Here is a 20,464-nt window from a genome sequence, read left to right on the forward strand (position 1 = left end):
ATGCAAAACCCAATTTTAAACAACGTATCTGCAACTTTGTTGGAAGCAAGCCAACTCAGCGTGGCACAGCTCGCCAATATTCTGGATCAATTTTCCGCACGCGAAATCGACTATGCCGATCTCTATTTCCAATCCTCGACCGATGAAAATTGGGTGTTGGAAGACGGCATTATCAAAGAGGGCGGATTTCATATTGATCGCGGCGTGGGCGTGCGGGCGGTCAGCGGCGAAAAAACCGGGTTTGCCTATGCCGACCAAATCAACCTCAACCAATTACAACAATGTGTTGACGCAACCAAAGGCATTGCACGGGCGACGCAATCGCAAATCACCCCGATTATTTTAAAACCGACTTTAGCGGAAATGCGCTATGCGGTGATCAATCCGCTGCAAAGCCTCAGCCGTGAGAAAAAAATCGAGCTGTTGCATTTGATTGATAAAACCGCACGCGCCGAAGATCCGCGTGTGATTCAAGTCTCCGCCAGTATCAGTTCGCTCTACGAAGAAATGTTGGTTGCGGCAACCGACGGCACGCTGGCAGCGGATATTCGTCCGCTCATCCGTCTGTCGGTTTCAGTGTTGGTGGAACAGGACGGCAAACGCCAAAGCGGTAGCGCAGGAGCCGGCGGGCGTTTTGGTTTGGATTGGTTGTTACAAGATTACCAAGGCGTAAGCCGTGCAGTGTGGTTTGCCAAAGAAGCGGTGCGTCAGGCGTTAGTCAAGCTAAGTGCGGTACAAGCGCCGGCGGGCATGATGCCGGTGGTGCTGGGCGCAGGCTGGCCGGGCGTATTATTGCACGAAGCGGTCGGACACGGTTTAGAGGGGGATTTCAACCGTAAAAAATCCTCGCTGTTCAGCGGTAAAATCGGCGAATTGGTGACTTCACCACTGTGTACGATTATTGATGACGGCACGCTTGCCGACCGTCGCGGTTCGTTGACGGTGGATGACGAAGGTGTACCTAGCCAACGCAATGTGTTGATCGAAAACGGCATATTGAAAGGGTATATGCAAGATAAACTGAATGCGCGCTTAATGGGCGTTGCCCCGACCGGCAACGGACGGCGTGAATCTTATGCGCACTTGCCAATGCCGCGCATGACCAATACCTATATGCTTGCCGGGGAAAACAAATTCGATGAGCTGATTGCCTCGGTTGACAACGGCATTTATGCACCGCACTTTGGCGGCGGGCAAGTGGATATTACCTCCGGCAAATTCGTGTTTTCCGCTTCCGAAGCCTACCTGATCGAAAACGGCAAAATCACCAAACCCGTGGTCGGTGCAACCCTGATCGGCAGCGGTATTGAGGTGATGCAAAACATCTCCATGGTCGCCGACGAAAGCGAGCTTGATCCGGGGATCGGCGTCTGCGGCAAAGAGGGGCAAAGCGTACCGGTCGGCGTGGGACAACCGGCATTGAAAATCGATAATATCACCGTTGGCGGCACTAGCTAGCTTTCCCGCTTAGCCAATGCAATGGCGGCATTGATCGCCGCCTTTGCTTGCGGACTGTTTTTCCAACAGGAACTGCCCATTGCCGCAGAAATTTGCCGGCAAATATCGTCAGTTTTTTCCTTGGCGAGCTGCTCAAACGAATAAATTCCAAGCTGTTCCAAGCGTTCAATCACGGTTAAGCCGACATATTTCAACTGTAACAATTGGCTTTTCTCTTGTTCCGAAAAATGCATACCGTTCCCCCTATCAGATTTAAATCGACTGATTTTTATCCAAGTATGGCATAAGCAAGCGAGAAAGCACAAGACGATTGCAATCGTTATCAAATTACCTATTGATAAGCGCTGCAAATCGTTTTATGTTAGGCAAAGAATTGCACCGCACTTTAGTTGACAGCATGAGTTAAAGGATAGAAAAGGAACAATCATGACACAATATACCAGAGCAACCTTTGATCAAGTTTTGATCCAAAATTATACCCCTGCGGATTTTATTCCGGTGCGTGGCAAGGGCAGTACGGTTTGGGATCAAGCGGGAAAAGACTATATTGATTTCACCAGTGGCGTGGCGGTCAATTCATTGGGGCATTGCCCCGACGAGGTGGTGGCGGTGCTGAAACGGCAGGGCGAAACCCTGTGGCATTCAAGTAACTGGTTCACCAGCGAACCGGCGTTGGAACTTGCCTCAAAACTGATCGAAAAAACCTTCGCCGAGCGGGTAATGTTTGCCAATTCAGGGGCGGAAGCGAATGAAGCCGCATTGAAATTGGCGCGCCGTTATGCGGTCGATCATTTCGGTTATCAAAAAAGCAAAATCATCTCGTTTAAGCAAAGTTTCCACGGCAGAACGCTGTTTACCGTCAGCGTCGGCGGACAGCCGAAATATTCCGACGGCTTCGGACCGAAACTGGCGGACATTGTACATGTGCCGTTCAATGATTTAAGTGCGGTCAAAGCCGTGATTGATGACCACACTTGTGCGGTGATTATCGAGCCGGTGCAAGGCGAAAGCGGCGTTTTACCGGCGCAACGTGAATTCCTGCAAGGTTTGCGCGAACTGTGTGATCAATATCAGGCGTTACTGATTTTTGATGAAGTGCAAACAGGCTTAGGGCGAACCGGCGAATTTTTCGCGTATATGCATTACGGCGTGGTGCCGGATATTTTGACTTCAGCCAAAGCGTTGGCGAACGGTTTTCCAATCAGTGCGATGTTGACTACCGATAAAATCGCGAAAAGTTTCTCGCCGGGCGTGCACGGCACCACTTTTGGCGGCAATCCGCTGGCGTGTGCGGTCGGCAACAAAGTAGTGGACATCATCAGCCAACCGCACTTTTTGCAACAGGTGCGGCAACGCTCAGCCCAGCTGATTGAACGACTTGAGGCAATCAATCAAAAAGCGAAAATCTTCAACTGTGTGCGTGGCTTAGGCTTGTTAATCGGCGCGGAATTAAGCGCGCAATATCAGGATAAAGCGGCAGAACTGCGCAGCAAAGCCAATGATTTCGGTGTGATGTTGCTGGTTGCCGGCCCAAACGTGTTGCGTTTTGCCCCTGCACTGAATATCAGCGATACCGAATTCGAGTTAGGTATGCAGCGATTTGAGCAGATGGTGAATTCGTTAGTGGCGCCCTAATGCGGCATGACAGGGGCATTTTGATATGCCCCTTTTTCAATCCGCTATTTTTCGCTTAATAACCGCTCGATAATTTTTTTATTTGCCGGCGGAAATTGCCCATGGTCGAGGGCGTGTTGTTCGATCCAAAAGCCATCTTGTCCCTCACGTCCGAACGGCTGGTTTAGCCACTCTTCGACCAAGTAAAAACTCAGCTCAATCACCTTTTTCGGGTATTCAAACTGAAAACGTTCATACAGTTTGGTGTTTAGCACCATAATGCCGATCTCTTCTTCCAGTTCGCGTTTTAATGCCTGTTCTTCACTCTCATTGTCTTCGACTTTGCCGCCGGGAAACTCCCAGCTTTGGGCGAAATCTTTGCCTTCTAAACGACGGGTGAGAAAAATCTGTTTGAATTCGTTACGGATAATCCCGACAGCGACTTTAATCAGTGGTTTTGCTTGCGGTTGGTTGGCAAGTGCGGTTTGTGTCGTCATGATCTTTCCTGTATTAAAAATGGGGCAAGCCGCCCCATTATAATAGATTCATCTTATTTAATCTTGCCGTGACAGTATTTGTATTTTTTACCGGAGCCGCATGGGCATGGCGCATTGCGGCTGACTTTTGCCACTTCACCGTTTTCATCCTGCGATTTTGCCTCATCGCCATGTTGGTGATATTGCATGGCTTCTGCTTGGCGTTCTGCGGCTTCGCGGCGCAGACGCTCGGCTTCTTCCACTTCTTCCTGAGTGCGGACTTGCACTTTGCTCAGGGTGCTGATCACCGTGGATTTCAGGGTGTCTAACATCTCGGTAAACATCTGGAACGACTCTTTTTTGTATTCTTGCTTCGGATCTTTCTGAGCATAACCGCGCAAGTGAATGCCACGGCGCAGATGATCCATCGCCGCCAGATGTTCTTTCCATAATTCATCCAAAATTTGTAACATCACGCCTTTTTCAAAGGCGCGCATATTGTCCGCACCGACCAATTCGACTTTGCGTTCATGCTCGGCGACTGCCGCCGCTAAAATACGTTCGCGCAGGGTTTCTTCATGCAAATTGTTGTCTTCTTCCAACCATTTGCCAATCGGTAAATCTAAGGCAAAGTCGGTTTTCAGGCGCTGTTCCAAACCGTCGATGTTCCACATTTCTTCCAATGATTGCGGCGGAATATACTGGTCGATGGTGTTGTTGAACACATCTTGACGAATCACGTTGATCGTCTCGGAAATATCGTCGTGATCTAACAAATCATTGCGCTGGGTATAAATCGCGTGACGCTGATCATTGGCGACATCATCGAATTGCAACAGGTTTTTCCGTCCGTCAAAGTTGTGTGATTCCACTTTGGCTTGCGCACTGGCGATCACTTTTGCCAACAGCTTGGATTCCATTGCCTCGCCCGGCTCGCTGAAGGCTTTGCGCATCATATTCAGCTTGCCTTCGTTCAGATAAATCCGCATTAAAGCGTCATCTAACGACAAATAGAAACGGGAGGAGCCCGGGTCGCCCTGACGCCCGGAACGACCGCGCAGCTGGTTGTCGATCCGACGCGATTCATGGCGTTCGGTGCCGATAATATGCAAGCCGCCGGCTTCGGTCACAATTTTATTGCGTTCCGCCCAGTCAGCTTTGATTTTGGCAATCTGCTCTTCCGTTGGATTTTCCAGTTTGGCGATTTCCGCCTTCCAGTTTCCACCCAACACGATGTCCGTACCACGTCCCGCCATATTGGTGGCGATGGTGACCGCACCCGGCACACCGGCATCCGCCACGATTTCCGCTTCTTGTGCATGGAATTTGGCGTTCAGCACGTTATGTTTGATCCCGGCTTTGGTTAGGGTTTTTGATAACAATTCTGATTTTTCGATCGAAATTGTACCGACCAACACCGGCTGATTACGTGCAATCGCTTCTTTAATATCGGCGACAATCGCGGCGAATTTGTCTTCTTCGTTTTTGTACATTAAATCGGTGCGGTCATCGCGGATCATCGGTTTGTTGGTTGGCACCACCACGGTTTCCAATCCGTAAATTTGTTGGAACTCAAAGGCTTCGGTGTCTGCCGTGCCGGTCATCCCAGCCAGTTTTTCATACAGACGGAAATAGTTTTGATAGGTGATCGACGCGGTGGTTTGGTTTTCGCTTTGAATTTGTACGTTTTCTTTCGCTTCGATCGCTTGGTGCAAGCCTTCCGACCAGCGGCGGCCTTGCATAGTGCGCCCGGTGTGTTCATCCACAATCACGATTTCGCCGTCTTTGACGATATAATCCACATTGCGTTCAAACAGGGTATGCGCACGCAACGCCGCATAAACGTGGTGCAACAAGCTGACTTTCGACGGCGAATACAGTGAATCGCCTTCTTTCATCAAACCGGCTTCGATTAATAAATTTTCGATTTTTTCCTGACCGCGTTCGGTTAAAAACGCCTGTTTATTTTTCAAGTCAAGCGTGTAATCGCCGTCGCCTTGATATTCCTCGCTGTCTTCTTTTTCTTGGAACACCAGCTTCGGAATCAATTTATCAATCGCAATATACAAATCGGAGCTGTCTTCCGCTTGTCCGGAAATAATCAACGGCGTACGCGCTTCGTCGATTAAAATCGAATCGACCTCATCGACCAAGGCATAATATAACGGACGCTGGAAACGGTCTTGCGGCGAATGCGCCAAGTTATCGCGCAGGTAGTCAAAACCCAGTTCGCTGTTGGTGGCGTAGGTGATATCGGCGGCGTAGGCGGCGCGTTTTTGTTCCGGCGCTAATCCGGGGATATTGACGCCGACGGTCAAGCCTAAAAATTCAAACAGCGGACGGTTGGTCTCCGCATCGCGGCGCGCCAAATAATCATTGACGGTGACCACGTGCACGCCGCGCCCGGTCAAGGCATTTAAATAGCAAGGCAGGGTTGCGGTCAAGGTTTTGCCTTCCCCGGTGCGCATTTCGGCGATACAACGATCATTCAAGATCATGCCGCCGACTAATTGCACATCAAACGGACGCATGCCGAGTGTGCGTTGGCTTGCTTCGCGCACGGTGGCAAAGGCTTCCGGCAGGATTTTATCGAGGGTTTCGCCTTGTGCTAAACGGGCTTTGAATTCCGCGGTTTTGGCTTTCAGCTCTTCATCGCTCAGGGCTTGGTATTGCGCTTCCAGTTGGTTGATTTGTTGAACGCGTTTGTTGAGGCGGCGCAGAATACGATCATTACGGCTGCCGAAAATTTTGGTTGCAATGGCTTTAAACATAATACTTTTCTATCTCTTTTTAAATGACTTAAATCGGGCTTTGCCGGGCGAATGAAGGATACAAAAACCGCACTTTGCTCAGTGCGATCGCCATTCAGGCGCAATCGGCAAAAATAGTGAATAACTTATCATGAGAAGGAAAAGTGCGGTCCGGCGCGGATTGGCGGTACCGCTTTAACCGTGTCACCTATTAACGCTTGTTTTTCAACAAACAAATGTTGTGAAGGTGTGTGCCGGATCCGTTGCTGTAGCTGGATTTGGCGCTGTTGTTGCTGATAAAACAACGGGGCAAGCGGTTTTTGTTGCTCGCTTTGTTGCAGTTGATAGGCTTGGCTATAAGTTTGTTGCTCTTGTGTCGGATTAGCTTGGAGCGGCAACGACAAAATCGCCAACATTCCCAACAGGAATTGTGACCAAAAGTGCGGTTTACGAGCGGATTTGTTGTAGCCTCGAAACAGATTCATCAACGATATTGCCTAAGCTGGTGTGAAAGCAGGATTGCTAAAAATGTGTGTTATTATAGAACATCACTGAGCCTATGTCATACATATCGGGACAAATTAGGGAAAAACAAGCGGAAAAACAGCCATGAAGCCAAATAAAACCCGTCAAAATAAAATGAAAAATATTCAGCAGTTGGTTGAGCAGAGTTCGTTTGCTGAAATCGCCCGTCGGGCGCTCTTTCTGGGCGATCTGAATAATCAGTTGCAGCAGCGTTTTCCAGACGTTTTCCGCGGGCGTTTTCGGGTCGCGACGATTCGTGATGAGGTGATTTACTGCGAGGTGCAAAACGCCAGTTTAAAGCAGGGGATTTTGTTCCGTCAGGCTGAGTTGTTGGCATTGGCGCAAGAGGTGTTTCCGCAAGCAACGAGATTGGAATTTAAGATTAATCCGGAGTTGGCGGGGTGATTTTTTTTCATTCATCTAAAATTAAATTATCGTGTTTCGCCGAGAGGCGAAATAGCGATAGTGATTAAAAAAAGTCGCCATCGGCGAAACCCGATAGACAATTTTCAGCGGAAAGTAAAAAGACAAAGTGCGGTCGCCGACGAGGCGAAAAACAGTAGTGATAAATGCAAACTGTTATCTGTGCTTAAACACCGCAATCAACTCATTCACCTTACTGCGGTTTTCGCCATTTTGGCTGATGTGGCGTTGGACGATCAGTTTCTTAAATCTCGCGCCTTGATAAATTTCACGCGTGAATGGCGTGTCGTGGTTAGAGATCACCACCGAAGTGCGGTGTTGTTCGGCGCACTGTTTGGCGAGGTCCGCCAGTTCTTGCTGTTGCGCTAAACTGAAACCGTTACCGGCATAGTGGGTGAAATTCGAGAGCTGTTGCAATGGCGCATAGGGCGGATCACAGTAAACTACACTGTCATGGCTGGCGAGTTCAAAGCTGCTTTGAAAGGTTGCACAGTGAAAGCTGGCGTGTTGCGCTTTATGGCTGAAATAGCGGATTTCAGTTTCGGGAAAATAGGGTTTCACATAGGCGCCGAACGGCACGTTAAACAAGCCTTTGCTGTTGTAGCGGCACAAACCGTTGTAGCCGAAACGGTTGAGATATACAAACAGCGCTGAGCGCACAAAAATATCTGAAGTGCGGTTGAATTCATCGCGTTGGCGGTAGTAAAACTCCGCGCTGTTGGCATTGGGGTGGCGAAACAGCTTGGTACTTTCCGCCACAAAATGATCAACATCGGTTTTTACCACGTTGAACAGATTAATCAGATCAGGATTCAGATCTGCCAGAATATACCGTTTAAAATTGGAATTTAAAAACACCGAACCTGCGCCGACAAACGGCTCAATCAGAATCGGTTTGTTTTTGGGCAATAGCTTGTTGATTTCATCGGTCAGGCGAAATTTACCGCCCGCCCATTTTAAAAACGGGCGGTGTTTTGGCAAGCGGTTAGCGGATACTGGCATTTTTTCAGGCAACTGGGTCAGTCAAATTGGCTACAAGCGTTGATCGCTTGACACACTAACTGCGGATCGCTGTCTTTGGCAACGTAGGCTTGCCCCAGCTTTTTCAGCAACACCAAACGCAATTTACCGGCAAGCACTTTTTTATCACGCATCATCAACGGCAGATAATCATCGGCGCTCATGCCGTCCGGCGAAATGGTCGGCAAATTCGCCTGTGCCAACAGTTTTTCGAGGCGGAACACATCTTGCTGTGTCAGATCGCCCAATAAATGCGATTGTGCCGCTGCCATCAGCATACCGACCGCGACCGCTTCGCCGTGCAGCCAGTTGCCGTAGCCTAAATGGGTTTCGATGGCATGCCCGAACGTATGTCCAAGATTAAGCAACGCGCGATCGCCTTGTTCGGTTTCATCGCGTGCCACCACTTCGGCTTTGATTTCGCAGCAACGCTTGAGGCAGAAATGCAGGGCTTCGGTGTTCAATTTCACCAATCTGTCAATGTTCTGTTCCAACCATTCAAAAAACGGCAGATCCAAAATCGCGCCGTATTTAATCACTTCGGCTAAACCGGCAAACACTTCGCGTTTCGGTAAGCTATTTAAGGTGTTGCTGTCGATAATTACCGCGCAAGGTTGGTGAAATGCGCCGATCATATTTTTGCCAAGCGCGTGGTTCACGCCGGTTTTACCGCCGACGGAGGAGTCGACTTGTGATAACAAGGTGGTCGGAATTTGCAACAAACGCACGCCACGCTGATAGCTTGCCGCCGCAAAACCGGCAATATCGCCGACCACGCCGCCGCCGAGTGCGACGATGGTGGTGTCACGCCCGTGATTGGCTTGTAAAAGTGCGGTGAAAATCAGATTGAGTGATTCTAGCGTTTTATATTGTTCGCCGTCGGGAATTAACACCGATTCCACCTGACAGCCTAATTGTTGCAATGCCTCGCTGACGGTTGCCAGATAGTGTGCCGCCACCGTCGGGTTGCTGACAATCATGACTTTATCGCCCTGTTGCAATGGCGCATAGCTTTCGGATTGGCTTAAAAGACCGCTGCCGATCCGAATCGGATAGCGACGCTCTTTTAACTCTACATTGACTTCAATCGTATTTTGCGCAGTCATGTTGTCATCTCCAGTGGGTAAAGGAAAGCAAAAAACAGAAATCAATTGACCGAAGAATATTGCTCCAACAGATCAATCAAATGGTTAGCCATATTTTTCGCGTTTTGCTCGTCGGTGCTCATGGTAATATCGGCAATTTGCTCATACAGCGGATTACGTGTTTTTGCCAAATCTTCCAACACCTGGCGCGGATCGGCAACGCCTTGCAACAACGGGCGTTTTTTGTCGCGCAAGGTGCGTTGGTGCTGTTTATCAACGGTGGTTTCCAAATAGACCACCGTGCCGCGTGCGGACAGATGATTACGGGTTTCTTTGGATAAAATCGCACCGCCGCCGGTCGACAGGACAATGCCTTGGCGTTGGGTCAGTTCGTTGATAATCCGTTCTTCGCGTTTGCGAAAACCCGCCTCGCCCTCGACATCAAAAATCCAACTGATGTCGGCACCGGCGCGTTGTTCGATTTCGTTGTCGGAATCGATAAATTCCATCCCGAGGATTTGGGCAAGCTGGCGACCGATTGTGCTTTTGCCTGCGCCCATCGGCCCAATTAAAAAGATATTACGTTTTTCAGCCATGTTATTCTAAATTCTTGTTAATGTTATGATTAATCAGAGTGTCGAAGGTATATAAAAGAGCGGTGCTGTTGCCGAATCACGGCACGCTAAGTAGTAAAACACCCCGCGAGCTTCAACTTTAAGTTAAGGGGGCAATTATCGCAATAAAACGCCCCTGTTTTCAACCGTATTACCCGATTTAATCAATAAAAACACAAATTAGACTAAAATCCGTAGGCAAATGGGCGCGGAGCAGACGGATTTTGTGCCGGATTATTGTTGCGGGTTGCTTCTTTGGTCGGGGATTTGACGATGTGCGGTGTGACAAAAATCACCAATTCGCGTTTGGCCTGGCGTTGGGTCTCTTTGCCGAATACATGCTTGATTCCCGGCACATCACCCAACAGCGGCACTTTATCCCGACCGTCGACAAAGGTGTCGTGAAACACGCCGCCGAGCACGATGGTTTCGCCGTGGCGGGCAAACACTTGGGTTTGAATTTCCTGTTTGTCAATCGTGGTCATCTGATGATTGCCATAGGCAACGCTGTTGCCCGGTGAATTTTGGCTAATCATTAAATCCAATAAAATGGTGTCATCGTGGGAAATATGCGGCGTCACTTCCAAGCCCAATACGGCGTCACGGAATTCAACGCTTTGCGTTTCGTTTTTATTGGTCACCAGATAGGGAATCTCCGTGCCCTGTTTAATGCTGGCACTGCGTTTGTTGGTGGTCAGCAGGCGCGGGCTGGCGATAATATTGACGTTATTTTCGCGCTCAAGTGCGGTCAACTCTAAATCCAACAAGCGGCTGTTAATTTTCGCCACTTGCAGTGAAACCCTGGCGGCATTGGCGTAATCGCTGCCGAAGTTGATGTTCAGATTATTTGCCACATCGGTAAACCCGTTGGCATCCAAGCTGCCGCTGAATCGGCGCGCTTGCGCCGTGCTGTCGAACAACCCCCAGCGGGTGCCCAGTTCGTGCAGGCTTTCATCGCTGATTGTTACAATTCGAGCTTCAATCAACACTTGCTGTGTCGGCTGATCCAGCTGTTGGATAATCTTGCGCAAGTTGGCAAGCGCTTGCGGTTGTTCTTGTAGAATCAGGCTGTTGCTGCGATCATCAAACGTAATACTGCCGCTTGCCGAAAGCAACGAACCACTGCCGCTGTTGAGCGATTGCATGATTTCCGAGGCTTTGGCGTGTTGCAGCGGAATTTTCACCGTTTGCAGGGCTGGTTGGGTTGAAAGTGCGGTTTGCGGGTTTGTCGGCGTGCCGTTTGCCGCTTGGCGCGGGCGGATAAAATAGCTGCCTTCAAATTTTTCAATCTCTAACGCATGGATTTTACTCACCGCTTGCAGTAATTGATCGAAATTAGTCCGTTTTAAATTCAGGCTGATATTGCCTTGCAGTTCGTCATCAACCACTAAATTGACCTCTTGTTGCTGGGCTAAATAGTGCAGCGTGCCGACTAACGGCGCTTGTTTTAAGACCAGCGTAAATCCGTTATCGCGCGGCTGCTTGGCATGGCCGGCGGCGACCGCACTTAACAGCCAACATAATAACACGAGTGCGGTTTGTATCCCTTTTTGCATGATGTTTTCCTATTATAAATGAATGGTTTTCTGCTGGCTCGGATTGCCGCATTGTTGTAAACGAATGCGCTGCGCTTCAATTTGCACGATTTGCCATTGCTCTTGTGCGATCACTTGCTCGAGACGGCTGTCGATAATCACCCCGTTTGCCGTTAACCACAGCACCACGGCGTCGTCGCTGCCGTATTGGATTACGCCGACCGGCTTGAGTTGTACTAACGGCAGGGTATCCATGAGCCAATCGCCAGGTTCGGTACAGTTTAATGCTGCGTTGCCGACGGAAGGCGGCGTCTGCCGTGGCGCAAACGCAAACGGATCCTGTCCCATATCGTTGCTGGCAGCAAGCGTGAAATGGCTGGCAAATAGCAATAGGCTGAGTAAGTAATTATTTTTCTTCATCATGTTTCGCTTCCGTCAGTTGTAACGTCAAATGGGCGAGAGTGCTGCGTTGTGTGTCGGCATGGCTGAGTTCCAATGTTAGCAACGACAATTCGGCAAAGTGCGGTTGCAGTTGGCGCAGAAAACGCTGAATGGCGCTGAAGCGTCCCTCCAGTTCCAGCTGTAACTGCGGCATAGCGGAAAACCGCCATGCTTGTCGGCGGATGTGCAATCCGGCTTGCGCGCTGACCGCACTTTGTATCCGCTGATTCAACGGTGAGATTTGCGCCGCCAGTTGCGGATCGAGCGTTTTTTTCATCTCGTTGGCTTTCTGATTTAACAGCGCAATCACTTGCTGTTTCTGTTGCAATGCCATCTGCTGTTGCTGATTGGCAAGTGCGGTTTGGTCTTGCTGTTGTAACAGTTGTCGAATTTCCCACAACGGGTTTGCCGCAGCGACAGTCAACAGCACGACGGCGCAGATTAACTGTAAACGCCATGACGCGCCGATAAATCTGGCAAGCGGGGAATAGGGTTGTAGTGGCATTATTGCGGTTGCTCCTGTTCGGGGATGAGTTGAATTTGAAACACAAAGGTAAATTGCGCGTCTTGCCGTTCGGCAGGCGCCAGTTCAAATCGGGTTAATTCAAGGGTTGCGCTTGTCGGCAAGGCTTGTGCCAGATAGGCTTTGAGTTGCTCGACGCTGTGCGCCGACAGCGTATAACCGTGCAGCGCCAGCTGTGTTTGCGGCGGTGTTGACGGCGTAAGACCGGCGAAGGTCAAACGTCCGTCTTGCAGTGGCAGCGCACGGAGTAAATTAAGAAACAGCGCGAGGTTTTCAGCGTCGATCACCGCACTTTCACTCGGCGGTTTCCCATCCGTTTGCGCTTGCAGCTGCTGAATTTGCCGCTGTAAATCTTGGTTCTGTTGACGAAGTGCTGTTTGCTGTTGCCGTTGTTGCGCCAATTCGTGTTGCAGGCGCTGTTGATAGCCGTGCAAACCGTGCAGCAGCCCGCAGCCGATCAGCACGCTAATCGCAACCCGACAAACAAATTGGATTTGTTGACGGCGCAGTTGCGTTGTTCGCCAATCCAACAGATTAATTGCCATTGACGAATCCTTTGGTTTGCCAGTGCTGAGTTTGCCAAAGGGCGCAGCCCAAGGCGATAAAATAGGGGTATTGCGCCGGATCGATCGCGATCAATTCGACCTGTGCGGGCAGGATTGACCTTGCGGCTTGCACCGCACTTGGCGCGGCATAAATCACACAGCGCCGGATTTGATTCGGCGGCGCATGTTGGAAAAACAGCTGTAAAAGTGCGGTCAGCGACAATTTTTTTTCATAGCTTTGGATTAAACGATCGGGATATTGCTGTAACAGCACCAGTTTTTCCGCGTTCGGTCGGTTGTCTTGATAAATAAACAACGAAGTTTCATCGACGGCGGCTTGGCTGACATAAACAAAGGCACGCAACAGCGCATGGGCATAGAAATCCAACGCATTTAATCTTAGCGGCGCCAACCGTTCGCAGCAGCGTAAAACGTTTTGCCTTTTTGCCGCAAAAATTTGTACGTAATCAATATATTGCTTCGTGTTGTTATGCGGTATCGGCGTAGCGATAAAATCAAACAGAATTTGCGACTCGTCGCTCGGCAGTTGCTGTTTGATAATCAGTTTGACTTGACGGTAACGCTCATGCGGTGCTACGCGCGGCAACAGCAGGTGTTTTTGCCACAGCAAGTGCGGTTCCAAGCAGGAAATATAAAAAAATCGCGCTTTATTTGATATAGTGGACGCAAATTGTTGTCTTAGTAACGGGGTGAGTTGTGCCAATTCGCTCGAATCGATCCGATAAAAGTGCGGTTGCCGTTGCGGATCCAGCAGTGCCACTTCGATATGCTGTTGATTTTGATAAATGCCGACTTTCAGTTTCGGCGCACGGAATATAGCGGTTGTCATTGTAAAAAGATCCTCAATGTGTGCGATAACGTGTAAAATAATTTGATGTGGCAAGTAGTGTGGCGCAAATTCGTTTGATAATTGACTTTGAAGAGAGAAGTTTTCGGTGAAGATCGTAAAATTAATATTTAGTAGTTTATTGACCTTGACAATTTTGGGATGTGTGATAATAGCGATTACCTATTTCCATATCAAATCCGAGCTGCCGGATGTCGCAACCTTGCGCAATATCGAGCTGCAACAGCCTATGCAAATCTATACCGCGGACGGAAAATTAATCGGCGAAGTGGGCGAGCAGCGGCGGATTCCGGTCAGCTTGGCACAGATTCCAGAACCGTTGAAACAAGCGGTGTTGGCAACCGAGGACAGCCGTTTTTATGCCCATTACGGCTTGGATCCGATCGGGATCGCGCGCGCCTTGAAAGTGGCGATCAGCGATGGCGGCGCTTCGCAAGGGGCGAGTACCATCACCCAACAGCTGGCGCGCAACTTTTTCTTAACTCCGGAAAAAACCTTGCTGCGCAAGGTGCGTGAAGCGATTTTGGCGATTGAAATCGAAAAAAATCTGAATAAAGATGAAATTTTAGAACTGTATCTGAACAAAATTTATCTCGGCTATCGCTCTTACGGTGTCGCCGCCGCGGCAAAAACCTATTTCGGTAAGGATTTAAACCAATTAACCCTCAGCGAAATGGCGATGATTGCCGGCTTGCCGAAAGCGCCGTCGACCATGAATCCATTATATTCGTTACAGCGCGCGACCGAGCGGCGCAACGTGGTGTTGGGGCGGATGTTGGAGGAAGGTTATATTTCACAACAACAGTATCAACAAGCGCGCGACGAGCCGTTGGTTGCCAGTTACCACGGCAGTCAATTGGATTTTCAGGCGGAATATGTCACCGAAATGGTGCGGCAGGAAATGGTCAAACTGTACGGCGAAGAAAATGCCTACACGAAAGGGTATAAAGTCTATACCACCGTCGATTCCACCGATCAACGCAATGCTCAGATTGCGGTGCGCAATAATCTGATTAATTACGATATGCGCCATGGTTATCGTGGCGGTGCGCCGCTGTGGAAAGCCAATGAAACCGCGTGGGAGCACGAGCGGATTATCGGTTTCCTGAAAAAAATCCCGAATTCCGAACCGTTAGTACCGGCGGCAGTGATGGCGATTGATAAGGAGGGTGTAAATTTGTTGCTTGCCTCGGGCGAAAGCATGCCGCTGCCGTTTTCGGCGATGAAATGGGCGAATGCCACGGCGAATAGTCCGAAAGTCAAAGTGGGCGAACAAATTTGGATTCGACAAAACAGTAAACAGGAGTGGGTGTTGGGGCAGTTGCCGCGCGCCAATTCGGCGTTGGTCTCGTTAAACAGTGATAACGGCGCGATTGAGGCGATTGTCGGCGGTTTTAGCTTCGGACAAAGTAAATTCAACCGCGCCACGCAATCGATGGTGCAGGTCGGTTCATCGATTAAACCATTTATTTATGCGGCGGCAATGGATAAAGGTTTGAGTCTTGCCACGATTTTAAACGACAGCCCGATTACCATCCGCATTCCGGGGCAAAAACCGTGGTCGCCGAAAAATTCGCCTAACCGTTACGACGGGCAGTTACGTTTGCGCCAAGGCTTGGCACAATCGAAAAACGTAATGATGGTGCGGGCGGTGCAAATGGTCGGCATTGATTATGTGGCGGATTTCTTGCCGCGTTTCGGCTTCAAACGTGATCAGTATCAGGCAACGGAAGCCTTGGCACTGGGGGCGGCCTCATTTACCCCGTTGGAAATGGCGCGCGGCTATGCGGTGTTTGATAACGGAGGTTTCTTGATTGATCCGTTTATTATCGAGAAAATTTTGGATCATGAGGGTAAAGAAATTTATCTTGCCAACCCGAAAGTGGCGTGTTTCGGCTGTAATGATATTCCCGTGATTTATGGCGAACAGCAAAAACTGGAATTATTGGATCAAAGCATAGAAAACGGGCAAACTGATGAAAGCGGAGTGAATCTCGCCGCCAATGCCGACGGCGATCCGGATCAACAGCCGGAAACCGTGCCGGATATTCCGGAATTGCAAATCGGCAACAGCCGGTTGCAAGACGGACCGGGATTGTTGGCGCAAGCCCGTGCGCAAAGCCAAGAACCGCAACTTGCCCCACGGGTGATCAGTGGCGAGTTGGCATTTTTAATCCGCAGTGCGCTGCACTCTGGGATCTACGGCGAGCAAGGCAGCGGTTGGAAAGGCACCGGCTGGCGCATGGCGAATGAGATCAAACGCAGTGATGTCGGCGGTAAAACCGGTACTACCAATAACTCGAAAGTGGCGTGGTATGCCGGCTACGGTGCCAATTTCGCCACAGCAGTGTATGTCGGTTTTGACGATAATAAATATGATTTGGGCCGCGGCGAAGCCGGTGCAAGCACCGCGATGCCGGCGTGGCGGGAATATATGAAAAAAGCGTTGGAAAACATACCGGAACGCGCCGATCCGTTGCCGCCGAACATCATCGAAAAACGCATTGATAAGTCCAGCGGTTTGTTGACCGACAGCGGCGGACGCAACGAATATTTTATCAAAGGTACCGAACCGACCCGGCATTATATCCGTGAGCAAGGCTATAAGATTATGGTCAACCCGGGCGACGGCTCCGGTCCGCGTGTGGAAGAGCTGTTCTAACTAGCGTTATAAGCAAAAGTGCGGTTTGACCGCACTTTTGTGTAACAAACCCAATTAAAACGCCCGCATTCGCGGGCGTTTCGGTATCAGACTTGATAGCAATTACGAACGTTTCATAATATCGAAAAACTCTTCGTTGGTTTTTGCCATGGAGAGCTTGTCTATCAGGAATTCCATCGCTTCGATTTCGCCCATCGGGTGTACGATTTTGCGTAGAATCCACATTTTTTGCAGCTCGTCCGGCGTGGTGAGCAGCTCTTCTTTACGTGTGCCGGAGCGGTTGAAGTCAATCGCCGGGAATACGCGTTTTTCCGCGATTTTACGCGATAAATGCAATTCCATATTACCGGTACCTTTAAACTCTTCGTAGATGACTTCGTCCATTTTGGAGCCGGTATCCACAAGTGCGGTAGCGATAATGGTTAAGCTGCCGCCTTCTTCTACGTTACGTGCCGCACCGAAAAAGCGTTTCGGACGGTGCAAGGCATTGGCATCCACCCCACCCGACAATACTTTGCCGGAGGCGGGCGTAACGGTGTTGTAGGCGCGGGCCAAGCGGGTGATCGAGTCTAATAGAATGACCACGTCTTTTTTATGTTCAACCAAGCGTTTGGCTTTTTCGATTACCATCTCGGCGACTTGCACATGGCGTGCCGCCGGTTCGTCGAACGTCGAGGCGACGACTTCGCCCTTGACCAAACGTTGCATTTCGGTGACCTCTTCCGGACGTTCGTCGATCAGTAACACCATCAATACGCATTCAGGGTAGTTGTGGGTGATACTTTGCGCGATATTTTGCAGCAACATGGTTTTACCGGCTTTCGGCGGCGCCACTATCAAACCACGCTGTCCTTTACCAATCGGCGCAGCCAAATCCAATACGCGCGCGGTTAAATCTTCGGTCGAACCGTTGCCGCGCTCCATGCGCATGCGTGAGTTGGCGTGTAATGGCGTGAGGTTTTCAAACAGGATTTTGTTACGTGAGATTTCAGGACGGTCGGCATTGACTTCTTTGATTTTTAACAGCGCAAAATAGCGTTCGCCTTCTTTCGGCGGGCGGATTTTGCCTTCGATCATATCGCCGGTACGTAGGTTGAAGCGGCGGATTTGGCTTGGCGACACATAAATATCATCCGGACCAGCCAAATAAGAGCTGTCCGCCGAACGCAGGAAACCGAAACCGTCTTGCAGGATTTCCAAAACGCCTTCGCCGAAGATGTCTTCGCCGCTTTTAGAGTGTTGTTTTAAAATGGAAAAAATAATATCTTGCTTGCGTAAACGGGCTAAATTTTCTAAGCCCATCTGTTCTTCCCCGATGCGCACAAGCTCGGAGATCGGGGTGTTTTTCAGTTCTGTCAGATTCATAATGGAAGAATTAGTTTGATTTAAGATTAGATTAATGGAAATAAGTGAGTTTACTTATGTAGTTTAATACAGTGTGAAAAGTATGACTCAGATTTGAGTGGCGATAAAAGTACCACTAAAAGCAGGGGCTGTCTAGCGAGAATTTATTTTTTATTGAGGATAAACGCGCAAAGTGCGGTTCAACGCAAAAAATCCGTCCTGATTTTGGCATTAAAGCAAGCACAGGCGGCTGTGTTGTGCTATCCTTGAGCGATTTTTCATAAAAAGTGCGGTTAAACAAACTTTAAGAACCGACAGAGACAGAGATATGCAAACAAATAAACATTTAAGCCAAGTCCGTTTTAGCGATTTCGCCTTGAATCCGCAGGTATTAAGCGCGTTAAACGACAGTGGTTTTGAATATTGCACCCCGATTCAGGCGTTGACGCTGCCGTTGACCCTTGCCGGGCGTGATGTAGCGGGGCAGGCGCAAACCGGTACCGGTAAGACGATGGCGTTTTTGATTGCCACGTTCCATCAATTGTTAAGCCAACAAGCAAACAGTGAAGGGCGCTATCAACATAATCAGCCGCGTGCCTTGATTTTGGCACCGACCCGAGAGTTGGCGGTGCAGATCGATAATGACGCGGAAAAATTGGCGGCAGCCACGGGTTTAAAAACCGCACTTGCCTATGGCGGCGACGGTTATGATAAACAGCTGAAAGCGATTGAAAACGGCGTGGATATCTTGATTGGTACAACCGGGCGGGTGATTGATTATGTTAAGCAAGGCATTATCAATTTGGATAAAATTCAGGTGGTGGTGCTGGACGAAGCGGATCGGATGTTCGATTTGGGCTTTATCCGCGATATTCGCTATTTAATGCGTAAATGCCCGCCGGTACAACAGCGTTTGACCCTGCTGTTTTCGGCGACTTTATCCTTCCGGGTGCGCGAACTGGCATTTGAAGATATGAATAATGCCGAATATGTCGAAGTCGAGCCGCTGCAAAAAACCGGACACCGGATCACCGAAGAACTGTTTTATCCGTCCAATCAAGACAAAATGCGTTTGCTGCAAACCTTGCTGGAAGAAGAGTGGCCTGAGCGTTGCATTATTTTCGCCAACACCAAACATCAATGTGAAAATATTTGGGGGCATTTGGCAGCGGACGGACATCGGGTCGGCTTGCTGACCGGCGATGTGGCGCAGAAAAAGCGTTTGGCATTATTGGAAAAATTCACCCAAGGTGAGTTGGATATTTTGGTGGCGACCGATGTGGCGGCGCGCGGCTTGCATATCCCGGCGGTGACCCATGTGTTCAACTACGATTTGCCGGACGATTGCGAAGATTATGTACACCGTATCGGGCGCACCGGCCGTGCCGGCGAAAGCGGCAAATCGGTCAGCTTTGCCTGTGAAGCCTACGCCATGAATTTACCCGCGATTGAAGAATATATCGATCACAGCATTCCGGTCAGTCAATATGATACTGAAGCATTGCTGCAAGATCTGCCGAAACCGCTGCGTTTGCGCCGTAGCGGCAGTGCGACCGGTAATCGTACCAATCAAAAACGCGGTAATAACATGAATAATCGCAAAGCGAGAGCGCGTTAAGATTTTTTTAAGCATAAGTGCGGTATACTCACACGAGGTCTGTTTATCTTGCCCGAACAACGATAAACAGACCTTGTTGTTTGGCGTTTACGGCAACTATGCTAAAATCTGCGCTTTTCTACGCTAGATGATAAATTACACAATACTGTTACGAGGAAACTTTTGCAAAATTCATTAGTCAAATCAGTCACGGCGATTTTAGATGACTTAAAAGCGAGCGACATCAGCGTGTTTGATGTGCGTAATAATAATGGTATCACCGATAATATGGTGATTTGCACCGGCACGTCCAGCCGCCATGTCGGTTCGATTGCACAAAACCTGGCGGACACTTGTAAACAGCAAGGCATTGAATCGTTCGGTTCGGAAGGGATCGAAACCGCCGATTGGGTGGTGGTTGATTTCGGGCAGTTGATTGTGCACGTAATGCAACAAGAAAGCCGCGAGCTGTATCAGTTGGAAAAACTGTGGAGCTAGCATGAAAATCCAACTGATTGCGGTCGGCACCAAAATGCCGAGTTGGGTCACCAGCGGTTTTGAGGAATATCAACGCCGTTTTCCAAAAGATATGCCGTTTGAATTGATCGAAATTGCCGCCGGTAAACGTGGTAAAAATGCCGATATTAAACGGATTTTGGAAAAAGAGGGCGAGCAAATGCTTGCCGCTTGTGGCAAAAACAGCCTGATCGTGACGCTGGATATTCCGGGTAAAGCATGGACAACCCCGCAATTAGCCGAGCAGTTGGAAAGCTGGAAAAATGACGGGCGTGATGTCTGTTTGTTAATCGGCGGCCCTGAAGGGCTATCGCCGCAATGCAAACAAGCGGCGGAACGCAGTTGGTCGCTGTCGCCATTGACCTTGCCGCACCCATTGGTGCGGGTGGTGGTGGCCGAGAGTTTGTATCGGGCGTGGAGTGTGACCACCAATCACCCGTATCACCGTGAGTAGCGAATAAAATGCGA

The 20,464-nt window shown here is 49.5% G+C and carries 20 protein-coding genes; 7 read left to right on the forward strand and 13 right to left on the reverse strand.

The genetic code is table 11. The features are described 5' to 3' along the window. The first annotated feature begins 12 nt into the window (after positions 1-12). Complete coding sequence (gene tldD, locus ACQ31U_RS07785; protein ID WP_431054308.1) at positions 13-1,458, forward strand: metalloprotease TldD; 1,446 nt, start codon at positions 13-15, stop codon at positions 1,456-1,458. Here tldD and ACQ31U_RS07790 read toward each other — a convergent pair. Next, positions 1,455-1,691: a recombinase RecA gene (locus tag ACQ31U_RS07790; RefSeq protein WP_431050895.1), complete on the reverse strand. Its 237-nt coding sequence runs from the start codon at positions 1,689-1,691 to the stop codon at positions 1,455-1,457. The two genes, tldD and ACQ31U_RS07790, sit on opposite strands and share 4 nt — an antisense overlap. A 193-nt stretch (positions 1,692-1,884) precedes the next feature. On the opposite strand from ACQ31U_RS07790, the gene ACQ31U_RS07795 reads away from it, so the two are divergent. Further along, positions 1,885-3,093, forward strand: coding sequence for an aspartate aminotransferase family protein (locus tag ACQ31U_RS07795; protein WP_431050897.1), 1,209 nt, complete (start codon positions 1,885-1,887; stop codon positions 3,091-3,093). A gap of 44 nt (positions 3,094-3,137) precedes the next feature. On the opposite strand, the gene mutT is transcribed toward ACQ31U_RS07795, so the two are convergent. The 3 genes from mutT to secM all read right to left on the reverse strand — a co-directional run bounded on the left by mutT (position 3,138) and on the right by secM (position 6,783). Beyond that, positions 3,138-3,569, reverse strand: coding sequence for an 8-oxo-dGTP diphosphatase MutT (mutT, locus tag ACQ31U_RS07800; RefSeq protein WP_431050899.1), 432 nt, complete (start codon positions 3,567-3,569; stop codon positions 3,138-3,140). Positions 3,570-3,622: 53 nt separating this feature from the next. Beyond that, the gene (secA, locus tag ACQ31U_RS07805; protein ID WP_431050901.1) at positions 3,623-6,319 is read right to left on the reverse strand and encodes a preprotein translocase subunit SecA; all 2,697 of its coding nucleotides are present in this window, start codon (positions 6,317-6,319) and stop codon (positions 3,623-3,625) included. Positions 6,320-6,447: 128 nt separating this feature from the next. After that, a complete protein-coding gene (gene secM, locus ACQ31U_RS07810; protein WP_431050903.1) occupies positions 6,448-6,783 on the reverse strand; it encodes a secA translation cis-regulator SecM in 336 nt (111 codons plus the stop codon). Between the two features lie 124 nt (positions 6,784-6,907). Between secM and ACQ31U_RS07815 the strand changes: the two genes are divergently transcribed. After that, on the forward strand, positions 6,908-7,228 hold the full coding sequence (locus tag ACQ31U_RS07815; protein WP_431050905.1) for a DciA family protein: 321 nt from the start codon (positions 6,908-6,910) through the stop codon (positions 7,226-7,228). A 174-nt stretch (positions 7,229-7,402) separates the two neighbouring features. Here ACQ31U_RS07815 and ACQ31U_RS07820 read toward each other — a convergent pair whose 3' ends face one another. From ACQ31U_RS07820 to ACQ31U_RS07855, 8 genes are all read right to left on the reverse strand, one after another. Continuing rightward, a complete protein-coding gene (locus ACQ31U_RS07820) occupies positions 7,403-8,248 on the reverse strand; it encodes a Dam family site-specific DNA-(adenine-N6)-methyltransferase (protein ID WP_431050907.1) in 846 nt (281 codons plus the stop codon). 17 nt (positions 8,249-8,265) lie between these two features. Further along, the gene (gene aroB, locus ACQ31U_RS07825) at positions 8,266-9,372 is read right to left on the reverse strand and encodes a 3-dehydroquinate synthase (protein WP_431050909.1); all 1,107 of its coding nucleotides are present in this window, start codon (positions 9,370-9,372) and stop codon (positions 8,266-8,268) included. A gap of 41 nt (positions 9,373-9,413) precedes the next feature. Continuing rightward, positions 9,414-9,947, reverse strand: a complete 534-nt coding sequence (aroK, locus tag ACQ31U_RS07830; protein WP_431050911.1) for a shikimate kinase AroK — start codon at positions 9,945-9,947, stop codon at positions 9,414-9,416. A gap of 203 nt (positions 9,948-10,150) precedes the next feature. Beyond that, positions 10,151-11,521: a type IV pilus secretin PilQ gene (pilQ, locus tag ACQ31U_RS07835; RefSeq protein ID WP_431050913.1), complete on the reverse strand. Its 1,371-nt coding sequence runs from the start codon at positions 11,519-11,521 to the stop codon at positions 10,151-10,153. Between the two features lie 12 nt (positions 11,522-11,533). After that, positions 11,534-11,923 carry a hypothetical protein gene (locus ACQ31U_RS07840; protein WP_431050915.1) on the reverse strand — a complete coding sequence of 130 codons (390 nt, stop codon included), beginning with the start codon at positions 11,921-11,923 and terminating at the stop codon, positions 11,534-11,536. Further along, positions 11,907-12,446, reverse strand: a complete 540-nt coding sequence (locus ACQ31U_RS07845) for a hypothetical protein (RefSeq protein WP_431050917.1) — start codon at positions 12,444-12,446, stop codon at positions 11,907-11,909. Before ACQ31U_RS07845 ends, ACQ31U_RS07840 begins: the two co-directional genes overlap by 17 nt. Next, a complete protein-coding gene (locus tag ACQ31U_RS07850; RefSeq protein ID WP_431050919.1) occupies positions 12,446-13,009 on the reverse strand; it encodes a hypothetical protein in 564 nt (187 codons plus the stop codon). The genes ACQ31U_RS07845 and ACQ31U_RS07850 overlap by 1 nt, the downstream gene beginning before the upstream one ends. Continuing rightward, positions 12,999-13,859, reverse strand: a complete 861-nt coding sequence (locus ACQ31U_RS07855; RefSeq protein ID WP_431050921.1) for a hypothetical protein — start codon at positions 13,857-13,859, stop codon at positions 12,999-13,001. The genes ACQ31U_RS07850 and ACQ31U_RS07855 overlap by 11 nt, the downstream gene beginning before the upstream one ends. Before the next feature lie 106 nt (positions 13,860-13,965). Between ACQ31U_RS07855 and ACQ31U_RS07860 the strand changes: the two genes are divergently transcribed. Then, positions 13,966-16,539, forward strand: a complete 2,574-nt coding sequence (locus tag ACQ31U_RS07860; RefSeq protein WP_431050923.1) for a penicillin-binding protein 1A — start codon at positions 13,966-13,968, stop codon at positions 16,537-16,539. A gap of 102 nt (positions 16,540-16,641) precedes the next feature. On the opposite strand, the gene rho is transcribed toward ACQ31U_RS07860, so the two are convergent. After that, complete coding sequence (gene rho, locus ACQ31U_RS07865; protein WP_431050925.1) at positions 16,642-17,904, reverse strand: transcription termination factor Rho; 1,263 nt, start codon at positions 17,902-17,904, stop codon at positions 16,642-16,644. 307 nt (positions 17,905-18,211) lie between these two features. Between rho and rhlB the strand changes: the two genes are divergently transcribed. The 3 genes from rhlB (at position 18,212) to rlmH (ending at position 20,450) form a co-directional block, all read left to right on the forward strand. Next, positions 18,212-19,501: an ATP-dependent RNA helicase RhlB gene (gene rhlB / locus ACQ31U_RS07870; protein ID WP_431050927.1), complete on the forward strand. Its 1,290-nt coding sequence runs from the start codon at positions 18,212-18,214 to the stop codon at positions 19,499-19,501. Positions 19,502-19,663: 162 nt separating this feature from the next. Further along, positions 19,664-19,978: a ribosome silencing factor gene (gene rsfS, locus ACQ31U_RS07875; protein ID WP_431050929.1), complete on the forward strand. Its 315-nt coding sequence runs from the start codon at positions 19,664-19,666 to the stop codon at positions 19,976-19,978. Between the two features lies 1 nt (position 19,979). Continuing rightward, a complete protein-coding gene (gene rlmH, locus ACQ31U_RS07880; RefSeq protein WP_431050931.1) occupies positions 19,980-20,450 on the forward strand; it encodes a 23S rRNA (pseudouridine(1915)-N(3))-methyltransferase RlmH in 471 nt (156 codons plus the stop codon). The last annotated feature ends 14 nt before the right edge of the window (positions 20,451-20,464 follow it).

Source organism: Testudinibacter sp. TW-1 (assembly GCF_050613185.1).
In the GTDB taxonomy this organism is placed as follows: Bacteria; Pseudomonadota; Gammaproteobacteria; order Enterobacterales; family Pasteurellaceae; genus Chelonobacter.

What these genes read in the sequence shown, in the direction of transcription:
- rhlB (WP_431050927.1), top strand. Translation starts at nt 18,212, where the DNA reads ATGCAAACAAATAAACATTTAAGCCAAGTCCGTTTTAGCGATTTCGCC.
- ACQ31U_RS07845 (WP_431050917.1), bottom strand. Translation starts at nt 12,446, where the DNA reads ATGCCACTACAACCCTATTCCCCGCTTGCCAGATTTATCGGCGCGTCA.
- ACQ31U_RS07855 (WP_431050921.1), bottom strand. Translation starts at nt 13,859, where the DNA reads ATGACAACCGCTATATTCCGTGCGCCGAAACTGAAAGTCGGCATTTAT.
- ACQ31U_RS07820 (WP_431050907.1), bottom strand. Translation starts at nt 8,248, where the DNA reads ATGCCAGTATCCGCTAACCGCTTGCCAAAACACCGCCCGTTTTTAAAA.
- ACQ31U_RS07840 (WP_431050915.1), bottom strand. Translation starts at nt 11,923, where the DNA reads ATGATGAAGAAAAATAATTACTTACTCAGCCTATTGCTATTTGCCAGC.
- pilQ (WP_431050913.1), bottom strand. Translation starts at nt 11,521, where the DNA reads ATGCAAAAAGGGATACAAACCGCACTCGTGTTATTATGTTGGCTGTTA.
- mutT (WP_431050899.1), bottom strand. Translation starts at nt 3,569, where the DNA reads ATGACGACACAAACCGCACTTGCCAACCAACCGCAAGCAAAACCACTG.
- ACQ31U_RS07850 (WP_431050919.1), bottom strand. Translation starts at nt 13,009, where the DNA reads ATGGCAATTAATCTGTTGGATTGGCGAACAACGCAACTGCGCCGTCAA.
- rho (WP_431050925.1), bottom strand. Translation starts at nt 17,904, where the DNA reads ATGAATCTGACAGAACTGAAAAACACCCCGATCTCCGAGCTTGTGCGC.
- ACQ31U_RS07790 (WP_431050895.1), bottom strand. Translation starts at nt 1,691, where the DNA reads ATGCATTTTTCGGAACAAGAGAAAAGCCAATTGTTACAGTTGAAATAT.
- aroB (WP_431050909.1), bottom strand. Translation starts at nt 9,372, where the DNA reads ATGACTGCGCAAAATACGATTGAAGTCAATGTAGAGTTAAAAGAGCGT.
- rlmH (WP_431050931.1), top strand. Translation starts at nt 19,980, where the DNA reads ATGAAAATCCAACTGATTGCGGTCGGCACCAAAATGCCGAGTTGGGTC.
- ACQ31U_RS07795 (WP_431050897.1), top strand. Translation starts at nt 1,885, where the DNA reads ATGACACAATATACCAGAGCAACCTTTGATCAAGTTTTGATCCAAAAT.
- ACQ31U_RS07815 (WP_431050905.1), top strand. Translation starts at nt 6,908, where the DNA reads ATGAAGCCAAATAAAACCCGTCAAAATAAAATGAAAAATATTCAGCAG.
- secA (WP_431050901.1), bottom strand. Translation starts at nt 6,319, where the DNA reads ATGTTTAAAGCCATTGCAACCAAAATTTTCGGCAGCCGTAATGATCGT.
- aroK (WP_431050911.1), bottom strand. Translation starts at nt 9,947, where the DNA reads ATGGCTGAAAAACGTAATATCTTTTTAATTGGGCCGATGGGCGCAGGC.
- secM (WP_431050903.1), bottom strand. Translation starts at nt 6,783, where the DNA reads ATGAATCTGTTTCGAGGCTACAACAAATCCGCTCGTAAACCGCACTTT.